The following is a 16881-nucleotide window of genomic DNA, read 5'->3' on the forward strand; positions in this document are numbered from 1 at the left end:
GCCCGGTCACCGACCAAGGACGGGGAGTCCAGAGTGATCCGACAGATCGAGGTCCCACAGGGACAGTTGGCCGTCGAGACGACGGGCGACGACGCGGCGCCCCCGGTGGTGCTGCTGCACTCCGGGGTCGCCGACCGCCGGATGTGGGACGGGGTGGTGCCGGCGCTCGCCGAGCGCTACCGGGTGGTGCGGCACGACATGACCGGCTTCGGCGAGTCCACGCCGCCCACCGGCCCCTACCGGAACACCGACGACCTGCTCGCGGTGCTCGACGCGGTGGGGGCGCCCCGGGCCGCCGTGATCGGCTCCTCCTTCGGCGGCCTGGTGTCCCTGGCCTTCGCCGTCGAGCGCCCCGAACGGGTCGCCGCGCTCGGCCTGTTGGCCGCTCCCCTGCCGGACCACGACTGGTCGGCGGCGATGGCCGAGTACGCCGCCGCCGAGGAGGCGGCGCTGGCGCGCGCCGACCTGGACGCGGCGGTCAGCAGCAACCTCGACATGTGGGTGCGCGGCCCGGCCCGCTCCTGGGACGAGACGCTGCGCCGGCACGCGGCCACGGTGCGCGAGGCGATGCGGGTGGCGCTGGCCAACCAGCAGTTGACCGAGACCCACGAGCGGGGCGACCTGCCGGATGTGGACGCGGCCCTGGCCGGCCTGGGCGTGCCGACCCTGGTCGCGGTCGGCGAGGACGACCTGCCGGACTTCCACACCATCGCGGACCGACTGGCCCGCTCGATCCGCGGGGCGGCCGGACCGCACCGGCTGCCCGCGGTCGGCCATCTGATCCCGGTCGAGCAACCGGCGGTCACCGCCGAGCTGTTGCGCACGTTCCTCGACGGGCTCGACACCTTCGACGCCCCCGCCGGCCGCGCCAGCCGCGACGACCCCGCCGGCCTGGGACGCTGAGCCGGCGCGGGCGCCGGGGCGCTCCAGGGCGGCCGACGCGGCACTCACCCCCGCCCCGTCGCCGGTGCGGCCCGGCGGGTGCGGACCGCCGGGTCGGGGCCGTCAGGTCAGGACCCGCGTCAGGACGGCCGGCGCGGGACCGGGGCGGGCCGGTCAGGTCGGGCGGCCCCGAGGCGGGGCCGCAGGACCAGACCGGGGCGTGGAATCCTCGGGGCGGGACCGCCGGGTCGGGACCGCCGGGCGGAGCCGCCGGTCAGGGCAGGCTGTCGGGTTCCGGGTGGGGCCAGGGTCGGCCCTCCGCGGCTTCGATGTCCGCGTTGAACCGGTGCAGGTAGGCCGCGAAGCCGGCCACCTCCTCGGCCGTCCAGTCCGCGAGGACCCGCCCGAGGGCCTCGACGTTGCTCCGTCGGTCCTCCTCAAGCCGGCGCCGCCCCTCCTCGGTCACGTTGAACTTCCGGGCGATGCCGCCGTCCGGATCGGCGATCCGCTCCACCACGCCGGAGCGGAGCATCGCGGCGGTCTGCCGGTTGAGGGTGGAGGAGTCGAGGCCGAAGGCGTCGCTCAGCTGCCCGATGGACATCGGGCCGTCGATCAGGAGGCGGCTGAGCAGGACGTAGGCGCTCCGGTCCAGGCGCCGGTCGCTGCGCCGGAACTGGTTGTTGAACAGGTGGGAGTGCCGCGTCAGCAGCATGGCCTCGAACTCAAGCCGGCTGATCGGCTTGTCCACGGGCGCGTCCTCCTGCTTCCGACCTGCACGCCATGCCGGTTTACCGCCGGCGAATTCCACGGCAGGTATACCACAGGCAAAATGCACGTTACATGCCACGTGCATGATGCACACCGTATGTATGATGCACAGGGTCGCCGCGGCCGTCGAGACCCGCGACCGGGCGGGCCGCCTCCACGGGCGGCCGGCGAACAGGACGTCCGAGCCAGACCCAGAAGAAGGGACCACCGTGTCCATTTCCCAGCGCGACGCGAGCCCCGGCGGCATCGTCGGCATCCTCGCGTTCGCGGGCATCACGGCCGCACTCATGCAGACCCTGGTGGTGCCGCTGCTCGGTGAGCTGGCGACCCTGCTGAACACGTCGGCCTCCAACGCCTCCTGGGTGGTGACGGCCACCCTGCTGGCCGCGGCCGTGGCCACCCCGGTCGCCGGACGGCTCGGCGACCTCTACGGCAAGCGGCGCATGCTGCTGATCTCGGTGGCCCCGCTGGTGCTGGGCTCGGTGGTGTGCGCGCTGTCCTCCGGGGTCCTCCCGATGATCGTCGGCCGGGGCCTCCAGGGCCTGGGCATGGGCGTGGTCCCGTTGGGCCTGAGCCTGCTGCGGGACGTGCTGCCGGCCGAGCGGCTGGGCACCTCCATCGCGCTGATCAGCGCCTCCATGGGCGTCGGCGGCGCGCTGGGCCTGCCGTTCTCCGCCGCCGTCGCCGAGCACACCAGCTGGCGGGTGCTCTTCTGGGTGGCCGCCGGCCTCAGCCTGCTGGTGGGCGTGCTGATCTGGCTCTTCGTGCCGGCCGGCCGGACGGCCGCCGAGCCGGCCAGGTTCGACGGGGTGGGCGCGGTCGGCCTGGGCGGCGGGCTGGTCTGCCTGCTGCTGGCCGTCTCCAAGGGCTCCGACTGGGGCTGGGGCAGCGTCACCACGCTCGGTCTGTTCGCCGCCGCCGCGGTGCTGCTGCTGGCCTGGGGCCGCTGGGAGCTGCGGGTCGCGGACCCGCTGGTTGACCTGCGGCTGGCCGGCCGGCCCCAGGTCCTCTTCACCAACCTGGCCTCGGTGTTGGTCGGCTTCTCGATGTACGCCCAGTCGCTGGTGGTGCCGCAGCTGCTCCAGCTGCCCGAGGAGACCGGCTACGGCCTGGGGCAGTCGATGATGGCCATGGGTCTGTGGATGGCGCCCGGCGGGCTGATGATGATGGTGCTCTCACCGTTCGGCGCCAAGCTCTCGGCGGCCCGCGGGCCCAAGGTGACGCTGGCCGTGGGCAGCATGGTGATCGCGATCGGCTACGGCATGTCGCTGCCGCTGCTCGGCTCGACCTGGGGACTGCTGCTGGTGACCCTGGTGTGCAGCTCCGGCGTCGGACTGGCCTACGGTGCGATGCCGACCCTGATCATGGGCGCCGTGCCGCAGTCGGAGACGGCCTCGGCCAACAGCTTCAACACCCTGATGCGCTCGGTGGGCACCTCGGTCGCCGCGGCCGTGGTGGGCGTGGTGCTCGCCCAGCTGACCACGGAGTTCGGCGGGTTCCCGCTGCCCTCGGAGGACGGCTTCCGGGTGGCGATGCTGATCGGCTGCGGGGTGGCGCTGGGCGCCGCCGCGGTGGCGACGCTGATCCCGGTCCGGGCCGCGGGCCCGGGCGGGGACGCCGAAGCCGAGCCGGCCACCGACCCGACGCCGGCGCGGGCCGGCGCCTCGGAGGCCACGGCCTGACGGGCGCCACCGTCGGACGGGCGCCACGGCCTGACGGGCGTGCCCGTCCGACGGCTCCGCCCGCCGCCGTGCACCCCGGCGCCGGATGAGGTGCGGGTGAGCGGCGGGTGAACGGAGCCCCCTGGTGCCAGTGACACGCTCGTGACATATCTGTGACTGCGTCACGACAACCCCGGACGGCGGCCGTTCGTCGAACCAGTGATCGGGTCGGCAGCGGCCCAACGGGCCCGGCGTGCGGGGGGTTGTGAGACCACCGTCCCCGTGCCGGCCCCGGCGGCCGTCGCCGCATCGGTCCCGATCGTCCGTCACACCCGTACCACCGTCGGAAGTGAGCCTGACGATGAAGCGATTCCCCCGTCGTGCCCTGGCGACCCTGGCCGCCGGCACCGTCGCCCTGCCCGCCCTGCTGCTGGCCGCCTCCCCGGCCCATGCCGCCGGGCTGCCGATCGGTCCGGTCGGCTCGGTCGGCGAACTGCCCGACTGCGAGGAGTTCGGGTCCTCCGAGACGGTCTCGGTGTGGCTGGAGGACATCCCCGAGGAGCACACCTCGCCGACCGCCTGGACCGAGTTCACCTACTCCGTCCACAACGGTGGCGAGGAGCCGGTCTCCGACGTCTACACGAGGCTTGAGGGCTGGTACAACGCCTCGGACGGCGACGACAGCGCCTTCCCGTTCGAGTTGCAGTGGTACGTGGACGGCTCGTGGCGCGGGGTGCCCTTCGAGAGCGACGGCGCCGGGGGCTACTTCGGGCTGATCGACGAGCTGCCGCCGGGCGAGTCCGCCGAGGCGCAAATCCGCACCCGGGCGCTGGCGGACCGGCCCGGCTGGTTCGAGGCCTGGTCGCGCGTCCGGTACTACGACCCGCAGAACGCGGGGCTGTGCTGGGGCAGCGAGCGGGACGAGGACTGGGCGCTGGTGCCGGGCGCGGGCGAGGCGCCGGGCGAGCCCGACCCGGGCGAGGAGCCCGCGGAGCCGGGCACGCCGTCCGAGGAGCCCAACCAGCCGGGCGTGCCGTCCGACGAGCCCAACGAGCCCGGCCCGCAGGGCGGTTCGGATGACGCGGCGGAGCTGGCCGAGACCGGCGGCTCGGACGCCCTGCCGGTGGCCGCCGCCGTGGGCGGCGCGGCGCTGGTGGCCGGTGGCGGCGCGGTGCTGCTCGCCCGCCGCGCCCGCGCCTGACGCGACCGCCCGCGCCTGACCGGTCCGCGCGGACCGCGCGGACGACGGCCGGGCCGATCAACCGGGCCGGGCCCCTCCCCGAGGGGCCCGGCCCTTCGCGTGCCCGCCGCGCGGGGCGCCGCGGTCAGGCGTCGGGCGCCAGCCGGGCGGCGACGGCGGCCCGCCAGGCGCGGACCACCGCCTCCTCGTCGAAGAGCCCGAGACGGAGCGGCGGCCCCTCCGGTGGGCGACGCAGCCCCTCCGCGATCCGTTCGTTGATCGCCGTCACGATCCGCCGCACCGCGCGCTCGGTGGGCGCGGCCAGCGCCGCCGCGTGCGCGTCCTCCGCCTCCTTGCGGAGCACCAGACTGGGTGGCAGCGAGGAGAGGTTCTCCCTGGCCATCTTCTCCCGCACCCACCACAGCTCGTCGTAGGGCGCCGAGAGCCCGGGCAGCGGCTTGCCGGCGCCGGGCAGATCGCGGAACTCGCCGCGCTCGTCGGCCTCTCTGATCTGCTTGTCCACCCAGGACTCGAAGCTCGTCCCCGGCGGTTTCCGCTCGGTCATCGCGCCTCCTCGCGCCGGCTCACCTGCCGCGCCCCGTGCGTCGGGTCGCCGTTCCAGTCTTCCATCCGGCCCCGCCCCGGCGGCCGGTCCCGTGACGCGCACCGCCGACCGCCCGCCGACCGCCCGCCGGCGGCACGGCGCGCGCGGGCCAGGTCGCGGCCCCCGCCGGCCACCGCGTCTTCCCCTCTCGGCGACGTTCCGCCCCGCACCGGGCCGGCTCAACCGGCGGTCTGGCCGTGGCGCACGGGCGGCCCGGCGCCCGGTCCGACCACCGGGCGAGGACGTGCGTCCCACGCGACGACCGGCCCGGCGTCCACATGTCGGCCCGGGGGTACCGGGGGGCAGGAAGGACATTTAGGATGGCGCGCATGTTCGCACCGGGCCGCTTCCTCTGCCTCGCGCTCTTCGCGGGGTCGGCCTGCTGTGTCGACGACGGCCTCTGTCCCCGCTGACCGCGTCCGGCCGCCCCCGTCTGGTCACCGCCGCCCAGGCGCCATCACCGCGGTGGCCCGTCGTCCCCCGCGCCCTCGGCCCGGGACCGGCCCGCCACTCCCCACTCCCCACCGGCTCGCCCCGGCCCGCTTTCCCCTGCTGGAGTCTCCGCATGACCACCGTCTCACCCACGCCGGCGTCCTCCGACGCCGCCGCGACGCCGGCCGTCTCCTGGCTGGCCCCGCCGCCCACCCGGGTGCCGCCGCCGGAGGCGCCCGAGGCGCCGCCGGTGCGGCGCGGCCCGCTGGCCGGCGCGCTGCTGCTGGGAGCGGCCCTGGACGCCTACGTCTTCGCGCGGCACGGCGCCAAGCCGGGCGTGCTGCTGCTGCTCGGCCTCGGTCTGGGCTTCGCCCTCTTTCACTCCCGGTTCGGCTTCACCTCGGCCTGGCGGCAGCTGATAGCCGTCGGCAACGGCGCCGGGCTGCGCGCCCACACCCTGCTGCTGGGCACGACGGCGACCCTGTTCGCGCTGATCATCGGCACCGGCAGCGGGCTCTTCGGCACCGAGCCGCGGCCATCGGCCGGCAACCTCGGCATCGGGCTGCTGCTGGGGGCGTTCATCTTCGCGATCGGCATGCAGCTCGGCGGCGCCTGCGCCTCCGGCACGCTCTTCGCGGTGGGCAGCGGGCAGACCTCGATCGTGCTGACCCTGGGCGGCTTCATCCTCGGCTCCACCCTCGCCGCCTGGCAGTTCGACCTCTGGAACGACCTGCCGGCCCTCGACCCGGTCCTGCTCTCCGACCACGTCGGCTGGTTCGGTTCCTGGGGCATCACCATCCTCGCGCTGCTCGGCATCTACGGGCTGACCCGCGTCGTGCAGCGGCGCCGCACCCCGCCGCCGACCGGCGCGGTGCCGACCGCGCGGGGCGTGGCCGGGCGCGTGCTGCGCGGCTCCTGGCCGCTGGCCGCCGGCGCGGTGGTGCTGGCCGTGCTGGGCGCGGGCGTGCTGCTGGTCTCGGGCGGCCCGTGGGGCGTGACCAGCGCCTTCGCGCTGTGGGGCAGCGAGCTGTTCGGGGCGCTCGGCGGCCAGCCGGAGAACTGGAGCTTCTGGCAGCAGCCGGGCAACTCGGACATGCTGGCCGGCTCGATCCTCGCCGACAAGAACAGCCTGACCGACATCGGCATCATGATCGGCGCCGCCATCGCCGCCTCGCTCGGCGGCACCTGGGCGCTGCACCGGGGCGTGCCGCTGCGCACCGGGGTCGCCGCCGTGCTCGGCGGGGTGCTGATGGGCATCGGCGCCCGGCTGGCCGGCGGCTGCAACATCGGCGCCTACCTGGCGGGGATCGCCTCCGGCAGCCTGCACGGCTGGCTCTGGGGCCTGACCGCGCTGGCCGGCACCTGGGCCGGCCTCAAGCTGCGGCCCCTCTTCGGGCTGGCCAACCCCAAGCCCACCGACGGGGTCTGCTGACCCGGCCACCGGCCGTCGGCCCCACCGGGCCAGGGAAACCACCGGCCGTCGGCCCCACCGGCCAAGGAGGCCACCGGCTGAAGAAGCACCGGCCGAGGAAGCCACCGGCCGGCGCCGGCGGACACCACCGGCTGAAGGAGCCAGCGACCGTCGCGGCGGACCACGGCCGAGAAAGCATCGGCCGGCCCAGAAACAACCCCGGCCGCCCGGGAAGAAGCACCGCCGACCGTCGGGTCCCGCTCGCGCGCGGGGCCCGGCGGTCGTTTCCGGTCAGAGGTAGCGGACTCCGGTCAGGGTCTCCGCCGCCGACCAGAGCCGCTTGCCGACGGTCGGGTCGGCCGCCTCCCGGCTGAGGCGTGCCTCGGTGACCCGGCCGCGGGTCTCGAAGAGCCCGGCCGGGCCGAAGAACTGGCCGCCCTGGACGTCGGGGTCGGCCGCGGCCCGCAGCTGCGGCAGCGCGCCCCGCGCCACCGACTGGGTGGCGAGCAGGCCGAACCAGGCGATCGTCCGCCCGAGCCGGCCCCGGTGTTGCCAGGCGCGCGGCGTCAGGTTGGTGCGGGTGAGGCCTGGGTGGGCCAGGGTGCTGACGACCGGTGATCCGGCGGCCCGCAGCCGGCGGTCGAGTTCGACGCCGAAGACCGTGGTGGCGAGCTTGGAGCGGCCGTAGGCGGCCGCGCCGCGGTAGCCGCGCTCCCCCATCAGGTCGTCGAAGTCGAGGTGCGCGGTCCTGTGGGTGAGGGAGCTGAGGCTGACCACGCGCGGTGCCGGCGCCGCGGCCAGGGCGCCGAGCAGCAGGCCCGTCAGGGCGAAGTGGCCCAGCAGGTTGGTGGCGAGGTGCAGCTCGTGGCCGTCGGCGGAGACGCGGCGCGGGCCGAGCAGCACCGTCCCGGCGTTGTTGACCAGCAGATCGACGACCTGGTGGTCGGCCAGCAGCCCGCCGGCGAAGGCGCGCACCGAGGCGAGCGAGGCCAGGTCGAGGGCGCGCACCTCGGTGTCGCCGCCGATCCGGCGGGCGGCCCGCGCGCCGGCGGCGGTGTCCCGGACGGCGAGCACGACCCGGCTGCCGTGCCGGGCCAGTTCGGTCGCGGTGACCAGGCCGAGTCCCGAGTTGGCTCCGGTGACGACGGCGATCCGACCGTGCTGGTCGGGGATGTGGTCGGCGGTCCATCCGGCCATGCGCTGCTCCTCGCGGGGGTGTGGGTTGGTGCGGTGGGGCACCGACGCTAGGCGCGGGGCGACCGGGCGGGGTGGTCCTCGCCTCCCTGGGTCCACGAGGGCCACCGTGCGGGCCGGCCGCGGCGGCACACTGGGGGCATGACCCGTCCGCACGCCCGTGAACTCGGTGACTTCCTGCGCGCCAGGCGCGGCCGGCTGCGGCCCCGCGACGTCGGCCTGGAGCCGGGCGGCCGGCGCAAGGTCACCGGGCTGCGCCGGGAGGAGCTGGCCCTGTTGGCGGGGCTGAGCACCGACTACTACCAGCGGATGGAACAGGGCCGGGAGACCCGCCCGTCCGACACGGTGCTGGACGCGCTGGCCGACGCGCTCGTCCTCGACGAGGCGGAGCGGCGCCACCTGTTCACCCTGGCTCGGGCCGCCCGGCGGCCCGCGCCAACCCGGGTGGCGCGCGGTCCGGAGCGGGTGCCGGAGAACACCCGGCGGCTACTGCGGGTGATGAACACCCCGGCGGTCGTGCTCGGCCGGCACCTGGACCTGCTCGCCTGGAACCCCCTGGCCGAGGCGCTGCTCGGCGGCCCGGGCGACCGCCCGGCGGACCGGCTCAACATGCTGCTGCTGCTCTTCGACGACACCCTGACCGGCGGGCGCGGCTGCCCGGACTGGGAGCGGCAGGCGCTGGACTACATCGGCATGCTGCGCTCGGCCGTCGCCACCGACCCCAGCCATCCGCGGGCCACCGCTGTCGTCGGCGAACTGAGCATCCGGAGCGCCGAGTTCCGGCGTCTGTGGGCCCGGCACGACGTCCGCTCGTCGGTCAGCGGCACCAAGACCTTCCGGGTCCCCGAGGTCGGCGACCTCGTCCTGGACTGGGACACCTACCCGCTGCCGGGCGCGCCGGGCCCGGTCATGCTGGTCTGGACGGCCGCGCCGGGCAGCGCCGACGCGGATCGCCTACAGCTGCTGGCCGCCCTGCGCGCGACCCGCGCGCACCCCGTTGACCGACACCGTCCGTAGCCCGGCCGCCGGGGGAGGTCGAAACCCCGGCGGCCGGGCCCGGTCGGCCCGATCCGGTGGTGGCCTAGCGCAGGTAGGGGCCGGCCGTGCCGACCTGGCCGGGCGCCGGGGTCAGCTCGGTGTCCAGCACGTAGGCGGCGAGGTTGCCCTGGCCGGGGGCCGCCAGCGCCAGCGTCCCGTCGGTGACGGTCACGCTCTCGCCGCTGACCGCGTCCGTGTAGGTGCCGTTGGGGATGCCGCTGAAGCTGGCCCCGTGGGTGACGGTGACCAGCACGAAGCTGTCGGCCTCGGCGTCGGTGAAGCGGCGTTTGAAGGCCATCTCGCCGCTGACGCCCTCGGTCGAGTACTGGCCCTTCTGGAGCGCCGGGACGGCCCGGCGGATCTCGTTGAGCCGCTGGAGGTGCTGGACCAGGGGCTGTTCCAGGGTCTCGGCGACCGGCCCGCTGGCGCTGACCACCTCGGAGAAGTCGCCGGCGACGATCTCGCCTTCCAGGTGTTCGCCGTAGTAGGCGCGGCCGGTGGTGGCCAACGGACAGCTGGGGCCGCAGTCGATCCGCTGCCCGGCCTGGAACTCGATCTCGGAGCCGTAGTACAGCGTGGGGATGCCGCGGAAGGTCCACATCAGGGCCATGTTCTCGGCCCAGGCGTCGGTGCCGCCGGCGTACCGTTCCTGGCTCTTGTTCGGGCCGTAGTCGTGGCTGTCCACGTAGACCGTGTTGTACGTGGCGTCGTTGGTGGAGTCGTCGGAGTCCCGGCCGTTGTGGAAGGCGTTGCGCGCGTCACCGAAGTTCATGTGCATGCGCATGTCGATGATGTTCATCCCGGAGAACCGGCTGTGGTCGGGGGCGTGGTAGTCGTTGCCGTCGAGGAACGCGTTGTCCGAGGTGGGTTGGCCCGCCGGGCCGAGGCCGTTCTCGTGCTCGTACTCCTCCAGCACGGCGACGGCGTCGTCCGCGCTGTACTCCGCGCGGGGCTGCCAGGTGAAGAACTGGGCGGAGTGGTTGACCGAGCCGCGGTTCCACTTGTCGTTGACGAAGGCCGCGACCTCGCCGAAGACGTAGAAGTCCGCGGCCTTCTCTGCGCCGTACTTGGCGACCAGCCGCTCCTCGATGGCCGGCAGGAAGTGGCGGGTCCAGATGACCCGCGGGATGTGCACCGCCGTGTCGATCCGGAAGCCGTCGACGCCCATGTCGATGAAGCGGTCGTAGGCGCCGATCAGGTGCTCCTGGACCGCGGCGTTCTCCGTGTTGAGGTCGGCGAGGTCGTCGTGCAGCCAGCAGCTGCGGGAGTCCTCGCCCTCCCAGTTCCCGATCCAGCACTGGTGGTAGTAGCTCGCGGGGAAGAGGCCGTTGACCGGGCTGGGCCACTGGCAGTGGTAGAGCGCGTAGCCCTCCGGGCTGCTCTGGCCGGTCGGCTCGCCCCAGTTCGGGCAGGCGTTGTCCGCCGGCTCCTCGGTGGACCAGACGTCGCCGTTGTACGGCTGGCCCAGCTCGTCCTCCACCAGCGGGTCGTAGGCGCGGCCGGCCTCCGGGGTGTCGTAGAACCAGTCCCACTGCTCGTCCTGGACGCCGTAGACCGTGGGCTCGTACAGGCCCCTGGCGCCCCACCGCGAGCTGTGGTTGTAGACCACGTCCTGGTAGATCTTCAGCCCCTTGGCGTGCGCGGTGTCGATCAGCTCCTGGTAGGAGGTGCCGTCCGACTCCAGTCGCGGGTCGACCTCGTAGAAGTCGTAGCCGTGGTAGCCGTGGAAGTCGTAGTCCGAGCGGTTGAGCACCACCGGGGTGATCCAGACGGCGGAGAAGCCGAGCGCCTTGATGTAGTCGAGCCGCTCGGCCAGGCCCTGGAAGTCGCCCCGGAACATGGGGTCGTCGTACTCGGCGTTGCCGGAGGAGACGTGCTGGCTGCCGCCCCGGTTGTTGGAGCTGTCCCCGTCGTAGAACCGGGCGGTCATGACGAAGTAGATCGAGTCCTCGCGGGGGTCGCCCCCCAGCATGGTGGCGGGCTCCGCCGCCTGGGCGTCGGGGGTGGCGGCGCTGCCGGCGGCCGGCAGCAGCGTGGCCAGCAAGGCGGCCAGCGCCAGCCCGAGCAGGACCGACCACCATCGTCGGCCCGGCCCGCGGTGCGGGGTGTTCATCGCGACTCCTGGATGAGGCTGGTGGAGACCCGACGCGCCTGCGGCTCTCCAGGAGAGGTGAAGGGAGGCTCTGCAATTTCTTGCCGAGCACCCCGCAAGTTACAGAATCCTTGCCGTCGCCCCCAGAGGAGGGACGGTGCCGTTTTCGTCGAGATCACGGAGAACTCACGGTGATCCCGTGCCCGTTGACCGACCCGACCGGGGCAATCCGGGAACTTCCGGGTGCCCGGCGGCGGTTCGGGCCGTCGCCACCGGGGACCGGGGAGCGGTGCCGGCGAAAAACCATTGCCGGCGCCCGGCCCGCTGGCGCAGCATCGACGGCGATGGCCATGACGAACGCGACGCTCTCCGAGCGGCAGATCGAGGACTTCGTGCGGGACGGCTTCGTCCGGGTGGAGGCGGCCTTCCCCCGGGCGGTGGCCGAGGCCGGCCAGGCCGAGCTGTGGCGGATGGCCGGCGTCGATCCCGACGACCCCGCCAGCTGGACCCAACCCGTGATCCGGATCACCAGCTCCGTGGCCGCGCCCTTCCGGCAGGCGGCCAACACCGGGCGGCTGCGCGGCGCCTTCGACCAACTGGTCGGCGCCGGCCGCTGGTTGCCTCGCCTGGGCCTGGGCACCTTCCCGATCCGCTTCCCGCACCGGGACCCGGCCGGGGACGACGGCTGGCACCTCGACGCCAGCTTCGCCGGCGGGCCCGACGGTACGGAGCCCCGGATCAACCTCCGCTCCCGGGGCCGGGCCCTGCTGCTGCTCTTCCTCTTCACCGACGTCGGGGAGGCGGACGCGCCGACCCGGATCAAGGTCGGCTCGCACCGCGACGTGCCGCCGTTCCTCGCCGAGGCCGGCGAGGACGGGCGGGAGTTCTTCGAGCTGTGCCGGGCCATGGACGAGGCCGGCCGGCTGGACGCGCCGGACCGGCCGCTGGCGCTGGCGACCGGCCGGGCCGGCGACGTCTACCTCTGCCACCCGTTCCTGGTGCACGCCGCCCAGCCGCACCGGGGCAGCCGGCCCCGGATCATCGCGCAGCCGCCGCTGGAGCCGGTGGCGCCGCTCCAGTTGGCGCGGGCCGACGGCGGCTACTCGCCGGTGGAGGCCGCGGTGCGGCTCGGCCTGGGCCTGGCCGGCTGAGCCGGGCGGGCGGCTCAGGCCAGGCCGTGGTGGATGGCGAAGACCGCCAGCCGCACCCGGCTCGGGCTGGCGGTCTTCCGCATCAGACTGCCCACATGGGTCTTCACCGTGGTGAGCCCGACGTGCATCCGCGCGGCGATCTCCGCGTTGCTCAACCCGGCGCCGACCAGGGCCAGCACCTCCCGCTCCCGCTCGGTCAACGCCGGCGCCTCGGCCGCCGGCCGCTCCGCCCGCCAGGCCGTGGTCGCCTGCCCCACCAGCCGGCGCAGCACCGCCCCACTGAACGGGCTGCCGCCGACCGCCGCCTGCCGGACGGCGTCCAACAGCTCGCCCGGCGCGGCGTCCTTGGCCAGGAAACCGCAGGCGCCGGCGGCCAGCGCCGGGTAGAGGTGGTCGTCGTCGTCGAAGGTGGTGAGCACCACGATCCGGGTGGCCGGCCGGTCGGCCAGGATGCGGCGGGTGGCGGTGGTGCCGTCCATCCCCGGCATCCGCAGGTCCATCAGCACCACGTCGGGCGAGGTGCCGGGCACCAGCCGCACCGCCTCGGCGCCGGTCGCGGCCTCGCCGACCACCGTGATGTCCTCGGTCGACTCGCAGAGCATCCGCAGCCCGGCGCGGACCAGTTGCTGGTCATCCACCAGCAGGGTGCCGATCGCCACCGTGTCCTCTCCCCTCTCCGCACCGCTTCGGCGCCCTGTGGGGTGCCTCCTGCGGTGCCCCGTTCCCACCGGCCGGGCGTCGGCCCGGCGGCGGCCCCGTCAGGCTCGGCGGGCCGCCCCACCGAACGATCCCACGCGCCGCCCGCGCCGGCCCGCCGGCCCGTCCGGCCCGTCGGGGCGCGCGTCACCGTCGGGCCGGGCGCCGGCGCCCGACGCCGCGCCCCAGGCCGGGGTCCAGCGGCAGGGGGCCGGGCCGGCCGCCTCGGGCAGGCCGTCGGCCAGCCGCTCGCCCGGCGCCGCCGGCACGGCGGCCCGCAGGCACCAACCCCGGCCGTCGGGGCCGGCCTCCACGGTGCCGCCGAGCAGCGCCACCCGTTCCCGCAGCCCCTCAAGCCCGTAGCCGGACTTGACCAGCAGCCGCTCCGGTGTCGGAGTCCCGTCGCCCGCGTCGCGGATCTCGATCTCGGTGACGCCGTCCCGCGACGCGACCGAGACGGTGGTCCTGGTGCCGATCCCGGCGTGCTTGGCGACGTTGGTCAGCCCCTCCTGGACCACCCGCAGCACGGCCAGCCCGCGCAGCGCGTCGAGTTCGGCGACGCCGGGCGCGATCCGGCTCTCCAGGACCAGGCCGTGGCGTTCCGCCCGCTCCACCACCGAGGCGATGGCGGCCGGCAGTTCGGCCGGCTCGACCAGCAGCGAACGGGTCGGGTCGGTCACCGAGGCGGGGTCCCGCAGCACCGCGACCAGGCGCCGCAGGTCGACCAGGGCGGTGGTCGCCGAGCCGTGCACGTCGTCCAGCACGGCCCGCACCCGGGGGTCGAGATCGGGCAGCACCTCCCGGGCCACCCCCACCCGCAGGGCCATCGAGGCGACGTGGTGCGCCACCAGGTCGTGCAGCTCCCTGGCCAGCTCGCCGCGCTCGGCGAGCCGGGCCCCGAGGGCGGCCAACTCCCGCCGCTCCTCCGCCTCCCTGGCCCTGGCCTGCGCCTGGGCCAGCGCCTGGCTGGCGGCCCGCAGCCAGCAGCCCAGCAGCAGCGGCGCGGCGACCATCACCACCAGCCGGTAGCCGATGCCCATCGCGTCCGCCGAGTCGTGGCCGGCGACCTGGACCAGCACATAGGCCGCCACCAGCGGGAGCGCCCCGGGCACCGCCACGGCGGGGGGGCGCCGGGCGGCCAGCTCGACGAGGGCGACGCCGGCCGTCACCTTGCCGACCACCGGCAGCGCGTCGGCCATCGGGTGCGCGGCCACCAGCAGCACGGACTCCACCAGCAGCACCGGCAGCGGCCAGTAGCCGCCCGGCAGGAAGGCCAGCCCGGCGGCCAGCGCGAACGCCCAGTCCGCGGCGGTGGGTTGCGCGGCCTGCACGAGCAGCAGGTAGCCGGGGCCGATCACCAACGGCAGCAGCCGCACCGGGCCACGCCGGTCGCCCACCGCCTTGCCGAGCCAGGTCATCCGCACGGTTCGACGGTAGTCGGCCGCCGGAGGAGGCGGGTCATCCGCACGGAGGAGCCGGGTCTCCTCCGGACGGCCGGCGGGCGCGACCGGGCGCGGGAGGCGGGGCGGGCCGCGACCGGGCAGGCTGGGTCGCCGAGGGCGTCCCGACACCACGTCACCGCCCGGACCGCGCAACCCGAGACCCCAGGAACCGCCCGTGACCACGCCTCCCGTGTCCGCGCTAGCGCACCACCCAAGCACCGCCCGGCCGTCGGCGCCGGACCAGGCCACCGGGTGCGGCGGCGAACGGGCCAGGTTCGTCCGCGAGTTCCTGCGCGACCCGGTCCGCACCGCCTCCCTGGTGCCGAGTTCGGCCGCGCTCACCGCCCGGATGGTGGCCGGGCTGCCGGAGCACGGCGACCCGGTGGTGGTCGAACTGGGCCCGGGCACCGGCGTGTTCACCGGCGCGATCAGCGGGCGGCTGGCCGGGCGCGGCCGGCAGCTCGCGGTGGAGGTCAACGAGCGGCTGGCCGACGGGCTGCGGCCCCGGCACCCGGACGTGGAGGTGCTGACCGCCGGCGCGGCCGAGTTGCCCACGCTGCTGGCCGAGCGCGGGATCGGGCGGGTGGACGCGATCGTCAGCGGCCTGCCCTGGACGGTCTACTTCGACGGGCCGCGCCCGCTGGCGCCGATCCTGGCCGAGGTGCTGGCGCCCGACGGGGTGCTGACCCAGTTCAGCTACCCGTGGACCGCCTGGACGCCGCCGGCCCGGCGGCAACGGGCCCAGCTGCGGGCCGCGTTCGAGGAGGTGCTGGTCACCAGGACGGTGTGGCGCAACCTGCCGCCGGCGCTGGTCTACGTGGCCAGGCGGCCGAGGCCGACGACCGCCCGGCAGCGGCTGGCCGGCCCGTCCTGACGGGCCGGCCGGGCCGGCGGCTCAGCGGTCCCCGGCCGGGTCGCCACCAGCCCCGGCCTCGGCGGCAGGGGCGTCGGGCGGGGCGTCGGGCGGGGCGGCGGCCGGTGGGCGCTGGCCCGGCGGCCGGTCAGGCGCCACGTCGGCGCCGTGGCGGCGGTCGCGGTCCATCGCGCGCCATTCGGGGCGCAGTCCGGCCGTCGTGGTGGCGACGAAGTAGAGCACGCCGGCGACCAGCAGGGTCGGGACCAGGCCGGCGGCCGTGACGGCCAGGCCGCCGAGCAGCCCGCCCAGCGGGATGCCGGACCAGGCCAGCGAGGTGCCGAGCCCCTTGACCCGGCCCAGCAGCGGGCGCGGCACCAGCTCGAAGGTGACCGCGCTGATGATCGGGTTGAGGAAGCCGGCCCCCAGGCCGGCCACCGCGAACACCGCGGCGACCGGCAGCAGCCCCCCGCCGTGGCTCAGCGCCCAGGCCATGATCAGAAAGCGCGGCAGGCCGCACACCGCGTAGCCGATCAGCAGCACCGGCCGGCGCGGCAGCCGGTGCGCGATCGCGGTGGCGACCAGGCTGCCGACCACCGCGCCGATGCTGAAGACGGCGGCCAGCAGGCCGATCCCCGAGGGGCCGGCGTCGGTGCGTTCGGCCCAGACCGGGAGCAGCACCGCGCTGTAGGCGGCGTCCAGCAGGTTGGTGAACGCGACGGTGAGCAGCACGGCCAGCAGCAGCGGGGTGCGGCGCAGGAAGCGGAAGCCCTCCGCCATCTGCTGCCAGTAGCCGGTCCGCGCGCCGGCCGCGCCGCCGCCCGGCGCCTGGTCCGCGCCCGGCGTCACGCCCGCGCCCGGCTCCGCGCCGGCCGACTCCGGGGCCCCGGCCGGCTGCCCCATGCCCTTCGGCAGGGTGAGCCTGATGAGCAGCGAACCGGCAACGAAGCAGCCGGCGTTGACGAAGAGTCCCGACAACGGGCCGACCAGGGCGATCAGTCCGCCGCCGGCCAGCGGGCCGACCGTGCTGGCCAGCCGCTCGATCACCCCGGCGAAGCCGGCGGCCCGCTCCAGCGGCACCGCTCCGCGCTCGGCGGCCTCCGGGATCATGACCTCCTTGGCCAGGTCGCCCGGGCCCCGGCTGGCGCCGACCACGGCGACCAGCGCCAGCAGCAGCCCCAGGTTGAGCTGGTCGGCGGCGTGCAGCAGCGGCACCAGGCAGATGGCGAGCGCGCTGACCAGGTCCGTGGTCCAGGAGACCAGCCGTGGCCCGACCCGGTCGACCAGTGGGCCGCTGAGCGCCTTGACCAGCACGTAGGGCGTCATCTCGGCGAAGGCCACCAGCCCGGTCTGGGTGGCGCTGCCGGTGGTGGTCAGCACGAACCAGGGCAGCGCGATGGCGGAGACCCGGCTGCCGGTGTAGGCGACGCTCATCGCCGCCAACACCCCGACCAGCGGCGCGTGTCGACGTCTCTCC

General features: G+C 75.4%; 13 protein-coding genes and 1 pseudogene. 7 read left to right on the forward strand and 7 right to left on the reverse strand.

Annotated features, from left to right (window positions below):
* Positions 1-33 precede the first annotated feature (33 nt).
* Positions 34-903: an alpha/beta fold hydrolase gene (locus RM844_RS11160; protein ID WP_311666890.1), complete on the forward strand. Its 870-nt coding sequence runs from the start codon at positions 34-36 to the stop codon at positions 901-903.
* 253 nt (positions 904-1156) lie between these two features.
* Here RM844_RS11160 and RM844_RS11165 read toward each other — a convergent pair whose 3' ends face one another.
* On the reverse strand, positions 1157-1630 hold the full coding sequence (locus RM844_RS11165) for a MarR family winged helix-turn-helix transcriptional regulator (RefSeq protein WP_311666891.1): 474 nt from the start codon (positions 1628-1630) through the stop codon (positions 1157-1159).
* A 229-nt stretch (positions 1631-1859) separates the two neighbouring features.
* On the opposite strand from RM844_RS11165, the gene RM844_RS11170 reads away from it, so the two are divergent.
* Together RM844_RS11170 and RM844_RS11175 are read left to right on the forward strand one after the other, a co-directional pair.
* Positions 1860-3332 carry an MFS transporter gene (locus tag RM844_RS11170; protein ID WP_311666892.1) on the forward strand — a complete coding sequence of 491 codons (1473 nt, stop codon included), beginning with the start codon at positions 1860-1862 and terminating at the stop codon, positions 3330-3332.
* Positions 3333-3672: 340 nt separating this feature from the next.
* Positions 3673-4512, forward strand: a complete 840-nt coding sequence (locus RM844_RS11175; protein ID WP_311666893.1) for a hypothetical protein — start codon at positions 3673-3675, stop codon at positions 4510-4512.
* 124 nt (positions 4513-4636) lie between these two features.
* Here the strand turns inward: RM844_RS11175 and RM844_RS11180 are convergent, their stop codons facing one another.
* A complete protein-coding gene (locus tag RM844_RS11180) occupies positions 4637-5056 on the reverse strand; it encodes a DnaJ family domain-containing protein (RefSeq protein WP_311666894.1) in 420 nt (139 codons plus the stop codon).
* Between the two features lie 604 nt (positions 5057-5660).
* On the opposite strand from RM844_RS11180, the gene RM844_RS11185 reads away from it, so the two are divergent.
* Positions 5661-6959: a YeeE/YedE family protein gene (locus RM844_RS11185; RefSeq protein WP_311666895.1), complete on the forward strand. Its 1299-nt coding sequence runs from the start codon at positions 5661-5663 to the stop codon at positions 6957-6959.
* A 270-nt stretch (positions 6960-7229) separates the two neighbouring features.
* Here RM844_RS11185 and RM844_RS11190 read toward each other — a convergent pair whose 3' ends face one another.
* Positions 7230-8135: an oxidoreductase gene (locus tag RM844_RS11190; protein ID WP_311666896.1), complete on the reverse strand. Its 906-nt coding sequence runs from the start codon at positions 8133-8135 to the stop codon at positions 7230-7232.
* Between the two features lie 138 nt (positions 8136-8273).
* Between RM844_RS11190 and RM844_RS11195 the strand changes: the two genes are divergently transcribed.
* A complete protein-coding gene (locus RM844_RS11195; RefSeq protein ID WP_311666897.1) occupies positions 8274-9149 on the forward strand; it encodes a helix-turn-helix transcriptional regulator in 876 nt (291 codons plus the stop codon).
* Positions 9150-9213: 64 nt separating this feature from the next.
* Here the strand turns inward: RM844_RS11195 and RM844_RS11200 are convergent.
* Positions 9214-11193 (reverse strand): annotated as a pseudogene (locus RM844_RS11200) (alpha-amylase family glycosyl hydrolase); the annotation flags it as partial.
* Between the two features lie 419 nt (positions 11194-11612).
* Here RM844_RS11200 and RM844_RS11205 point away from each other — a divergent pair.
* On the forward strand, positions 11613-12413 hold the full coding sequence (locus tag RM844_RS11205; protein ID WP_311666952.1) for a phytanoyl-CoA dioxygenase family protein: 801 nt from the start codon (positions 11613-11615) through the stop codon (positions 12411-12413).
* 14 nt (positions 12414-12427) lie between these two features.
* Here RM844_RS11205 and RM844_RS11210 read toward each other — a convergent pair whose 3' ends face one another.
* Positions 12428-13072 (reverse strand): response regulator transcription factor, encoded by a 645-nt coding sequence (locus tag RM844_RS11210; RefSeq protein ID WP_311666898.1) that lies wholly within the window; start codon positions 13070-13072, stop codon positions 12428-12430.
* A 99-nt stretch (positions 13073-13171) separates the two neighbouring features.
* Positions 13172-14527, reverse strand: coding sequence for a sensor histidine kinase (locus RM844_RS11215; RefSeq protein WP_311666953.1), 1356 nt, complete (start codon positions 14525-14527; stop codon positions 13172-13174).
* 214 nt (positions 14528-14741) lie between these two features.
* Here RM844_RS11215 and RM844_RS11220 point away from each other — a divergent pair, with 214 nt between their 5' ends.
* The gene (locus RM844_RS11220) at positions 14742-15425 is read left to right on the forward strand and encodes a class I SAM-dependent methyltransferase (protein WP_311666899.1); all 684 of its coding nucleotides are present in this window, start codon (positions 14742-14744) and stop codon (positions 15423-15425) included.
* Positions 15426-15446: 21 nt separating this feature from the next.
* Here RM844_RS11220 and RM844_RS11225 read toward each other — a convergent pair whose 3' ends face one another.
* Positions 15447-16838 carry an MFS transporter gene (locus tag RM844_RS11225; RefSeq protein WP_311666954.1) on the reverse strand — a complete coding sequence of 464 codons (1392 nt, stop codon included), beginning with the start codon at positions 16836-16838 and terminating at the stop codon, positions 15447-15449.
* Positions 16839-16881: the final 43 nt, after the last annotated feature.

The sequence above is a fragment of the Streptomyces chisholmiae genome (assembly GCF_031845445.1).
Classification (GTDB): domain Bacteria; phylum Actinomycetota; class Actinomycetes; order Streptomycetales; family Streptomycetaceae; genus Streptomyces; species Streptomyces chisholmiae.

Bases quoted from the DNA above. Each gene is read 5' to 3' on its own strand.
- RM844_RS11175 (WP_311666893.1), top strand. From the start codon at position 3,673: ATGAAGCGATTCCCCCGTCGTGCCCTGGCGACCCTGGCCGCCGGCACC.
- RM844_RS11180 (WP_311666894.1), bottom strand. From the start codon at position 5,056: ATGACCGAGCGGAAACCGCCGGGGACGAGCTTCGAGTCCTGGGTGGAC.
- RM844_RS11185 (WP_311666895.1), top strand. From the start codon at position 5,661: ATGACCACCGTCTCACCCACGCCGGCGTCCTCCGACGCCGCCGCGACG.
- RM844_RS11190 (WP_311666896.1), bottom strand. From the start codon at position 8,135: ATGGCCGGATGGACCGCCGACCACATCCCCGACCAGCACGGTCGGATC.
- RM844_RS11195 (WP_311666897.1), top strand. From the start codon at position 8,274: ATGACCCGTCCGCACGCCCGTGAACTCGGTGACTTCCTGCGCGCCAGG.
- RM844_RS11205 (WP_311666952.1), top strand. From the start codon at position 11,613: ATGACGAACGCGACGCTCTCCGAGCGGCAGATCGAGGACTTCGTGCGG.
- RM844_RS11215 (WP_311666953.1), bottom strand. From the start codon at position 14,527: ATGACCTGGCTCGGCAAGGCGGTGGGCGACCGGCGTGGCCCGGTGCGG.
- RM844_RS11225 (WP_311666954.1), bottom strand. From the start codon at position 16,838: ATGAGCGTCGCCTACACCGGCAGCCGGGTCTCCGCCATCGCGCTGCCC.